This window comes from Glycomyces tarimensis (assembly GCF_054776215.1).
On record NZ_BAAHCB010000028.1, the window covers coordinates 1 to 3,736 of the forward strand.

2 protein-coding genes and 1 tRNA gene are annotated in these 3,736 nt (G+C 63.9%); 2 read left to right on the forward strand and 1 reads right to left on the reverse strand.

All coding sequences use genetic code 11. From position 1 onward, the window contains the following. Nucleotides 1-247 precede the first annotated feature (247 nt). Complete coding sequence (locus ACYVK3_RS19935) at nucleotides 248-940, forward strand: transposase (protein ID WP_460499099.1); 693 nt, start codon at nucleotides 248-250, stop codon at nucleotides 938-940. A gap of 815 nt (nucleotides 941-1,755) precedes the next feature. Beyond that, nucleotides 1,756-2,772, forward strand: a complete 1,017-nt coding sequence (locus ACYVK3_RS19940; protein ID WP_460499100.1) for a hypothetical protein — start codon at nucleotides 1,756-1,758, stop codon at nucleotides 2,770-2,772. 153 nt (nucleotides 2,773-2,925) lie between these two features. On the opposite strand, the gene ACYVK3_RS19945 is transcribed toward ACYVK3_RS19940, so the two are convergent. Next, nucleotides 2,926-2,999, reverse strand: a tRNA-Pro gene (locus tag ACYVK3_RS19945). Between the last annotated feature and the right edge of the window lie 737 nt (nucleotides 3,000-3,736).

Sequence of the window (3,736 nt, forward strand, 5' to 3'; positions counted from 1 at the left end):
CCGCCCCTCAGTTACGGGCATCTCTCAGATCCCGACCTTTCGGGATCAGACTCCCTCTAAGCCCTTGCTTGATGATTCTTGTTGCGACACAAGGAATCACATAACAAGGGCTTCGATTGTCTATTCTTCCTGATGGTGGGCTCGCGGGTGTCGCGGGGCCGTTGCAAGCGCTCCGCGTCGGCTTCTACGACTGCCTGACCGCGCGGGCTAATGCGTTGTTCGAGCTGACCGACGCCCTGCTGTGCCCATGGACACAGATCCTGGACCGCAGCGGCTCGGCCCTGACGACGATGCCGCCGAGAGCACGGCCCTCCAAGTGCGCTGCACTGTCGAGCAACTCGTAGCGGCCGGGCAACACGCCCCTGGCGATCGGCCGATCGCGATCGTGGTCGTGGTCGATGCCGGCTACGACGTCCCGCGCCTGGCGTATCAGCTCCGTGACCTGCCGGTGGTCGTGATCGGAAGGCTCCGCTCGGACCGGGTGCTCTATCGGGCCGCACCGTCCTACGCAGGTATCGGGCGGCCTCAGCGGCACGGGACCCCGTTCCGCCTGACCGACCCGTCCCCTTGGGAAGCGCCACAGGCCCAGACGCTTACCGACAACGACCGATACGGGAAGTTCCAGCCACAGGCATGGGAGCGCCTGCATCCCTGGCTCAAACAACGCTCGGCCTGGATCGACCACGACCAGACGCTGCCGATCATCGAGGGCACCGTGGTCCGCATCCAGTCCGAACGCCTGCCCCACACCGGCACGCCCGAGCCGGTCTGGCTCTGGACCGATGCCGCCGGCCTGACCGAGGACGACCTCGACAGTCTGTGGTTGGCATGGCTGCGCCGCTTCGACATCGAGCAGACGTTCCGGTTCCTCAAGCAGACCCTGGGCTGGACCGCCCCCAAGTCCGTGACCCCGAAGCCGCCGACCGCTGGACCTGGCTGATCATCGCCGCCTTCACCCAACTGGCAGCCGCGAGGTCCCTCGCCGCCGACCTGCGCTTGCCCTGGGAAGCACCCGCGAAACCAGGCCGGCTCACCCCGGCTCGCGTCCGCCGGGCTTTTCCCGGACCTCCACTCGACACTGCCCCGCCTGACCAGGGTCCCGAAACCCGGCAAGCCCGGCCCCGGCCGCCCTCCAGAAAGACGTAACAACCGCAAAGCACCGATCCGCGACCCCGGCAAGAAAACCAAACGCGACAAAACCCTCGCGCATCGCAAGCAACGCCTCACCAGCGCACAAGCTTAAAAATCAAGTTAAGAGAGCGAGCCGCGTCGTCGAGGCGGGAAACGCGATATGGACGAGCACCCGGCCGCACTCTCCGCGTCATCCAACCTTGACAGCGTCCAGGCCGCCGTCATGGAGAGGAACGTCTCCACAAACTTCGCCCCCGCGCCACAACCGAGCCATCAACCCCGCCGCAGCCGACCTGCTTGGCATCATCCGCCGCGCCCTGCCCGAACTTTCCGACAAAGGCGCCTGCGACATCGTCGTCAAACCCTCACCTACGGCTCCGTGCTCTGGCCACACGCCGCCCAAGCCTCCGAAGCCGTCCGTGCCACCGACCCCGCCCTCGCACTACACCTCCGTGGCCATCGCTTGCGCGAGGGGTCCAAGAAGCGCTCCCCGTACGAGAACAACCATGCCGAGCTCATGGTGGTGTGACCAAGACCCTGGTGAGCAGATCGGCCACACCGTAACCAGGCCCACAGTCGATTCGTTACCTGGAGGAAGGATCTCCGAGTCCGGATTGGAGCGGCATGACACTCGTTCTGGCAGTGATCGACCACGGCCACATCGCTATGATGGGCGACACCCTGATCACTCAATACCTCCCCGAGGTACGGGAGTCCCGGCCGGAGTCGCTCCAGCTCGACCACATGGTTACTCGCAAGGAACTCGTCAGGAGCCGGAGCGGTAGTGAGAACCACCGAGGCGGTCCTCGCTGCAAGACCCACATCCTCCGCGAGGATGTCGCCGTCGGATGGGCGGGAGACGTCAACGACGTTGCCATTCAGCAGTGCTGGCAGAACCGAGAAGCCTCTATCGAAACCCTACTTTCGATCTTGAGAGAAGCATCGACAGACACCGTCACCGACTTCATCCTGGCCGTGAGCCAGCCCGACCCGGTTCTCTACCGCGTCGAGGGCGGAACGCAAGAAGTTGTCAGGCGCGCCGGCCAAGTCGTCGCGGTGGGCAACCTGCTGGCGAGGCAGAAGTATGTGGATTACCGGGTGCTGAATCCGCGGAATACAGAGCCTGACGCCTTCCAGGAGCTTCGAGAAGAGATTCAGTTCTTCATCAACCTCGACAAGAACGAGGGCATCGGGGGTTACCTCACAGTCGTGCTCTCCTGCGGCGGCAGGTTCAACTTCGAGCCCCAAAAGCATCACTACGGGCAAGACCGCCAGCTCGCCACGGTCCGGAAGCTGGGAGAAACCAAGCTGCAGATCGGCTTCCGCCCGTTCGAAGGCGACTCCTTCGTTGACCACTTCCGCCATGTCCTCGTGGGAAAGGGCCGCACCCCGGGAGCAATCGCGTTCTGCGTCGAATCCCGTCAAGAGATCCAGCTCGCTGGACGGACGTTCATGCAGCGGCAGGTGCACAGCGCCACACTCTTCACCGAAGAGTCACCTTGGGCGCCGATCGTCATAAGCGAGCCCGCCACGATCGAACAAGCCGTCGCGAAGGCACTCAAGGAGCACCGGCAACGCCTGGCGTTCGTCACTGGAAGACCGAACTACACCCTCTTCGGGCACAACCAACTCGTTCAGTAACCTGCTCAGCGCCGATCCCATTGGGACCGAGCAGGATAACTGCCAACGGAGCTGCCGACAGCCGCTAAGTCCTTCGCTGAGGTGTGAAAAACCATCCTTCAGGAGGAAGAATCCAAACCAGGCCGGAGACATAGGCTCCGACCTGGGAAAATGTCGGGACGACAGGATTTGAACCTGCGACCCCCCCGCCCCAAACGGGGTGCGCTACCAAGCTGCGCCACGTCCCGGTTGTCTGTCAGCAGACAGCCGTAGCCAGGGTACAGCAGGCCCGTTCTCAACCATGAGCTGGCCGAGCGTGCCCCGGCCACCACCAGACGCCGCGATTCCGGCAGCTCCTCGGCAACTGATCCCCGACACCGCGCTCAGGAGACAGCCGCTCGCGGAAGGTAGCACCACAGCTTCGGGACCACCGTGCTGCAGTGACTTTCTCACAAAAGCCACAGGTTCGATTCTTGCAAGGTCCACACCACCGGCCCCCTCACGGGGCCCATGTGACCGCTTGTGACCGAGAATCGGTCACAAGCGGTTATTTTTGTGTGTGCCCGAGACGGCCGAAGCAGCGTCGGCGGTGGGGCGGATCGCCTTGCAGGCAAAGCTGAACCAGCGCTCGCCGTTGCCCGTTTATTACTGTGACCGCTGAATAGGGTCTGCTCAAAGCGGGCGGGTTCGATTAGCGGCGCGGTGCGGGTTGGTAATGGGCCGGAACCTGTCAGCGCGAGCGAAGCCTCGACCGCTGCACCACTGGCAACAGCGCGTTGTGGACTGCGGCATGGACCTACGGGCGGTCTGGGCGATCGGGGGACGTGGTCGCGTGTCGTGGTGGGTATGGTGGTGGCACTCCACTTGCACCGCCCTGGAGGCTACCCCTGTCGTGACCGATCCGTTCAGCGTCGCTCAAGCCGCCAGGGACTTGGTCCTTTGGTGTTGACACCCTGATTCCCCGGGCCGGTAGTGTTCGGGGTGC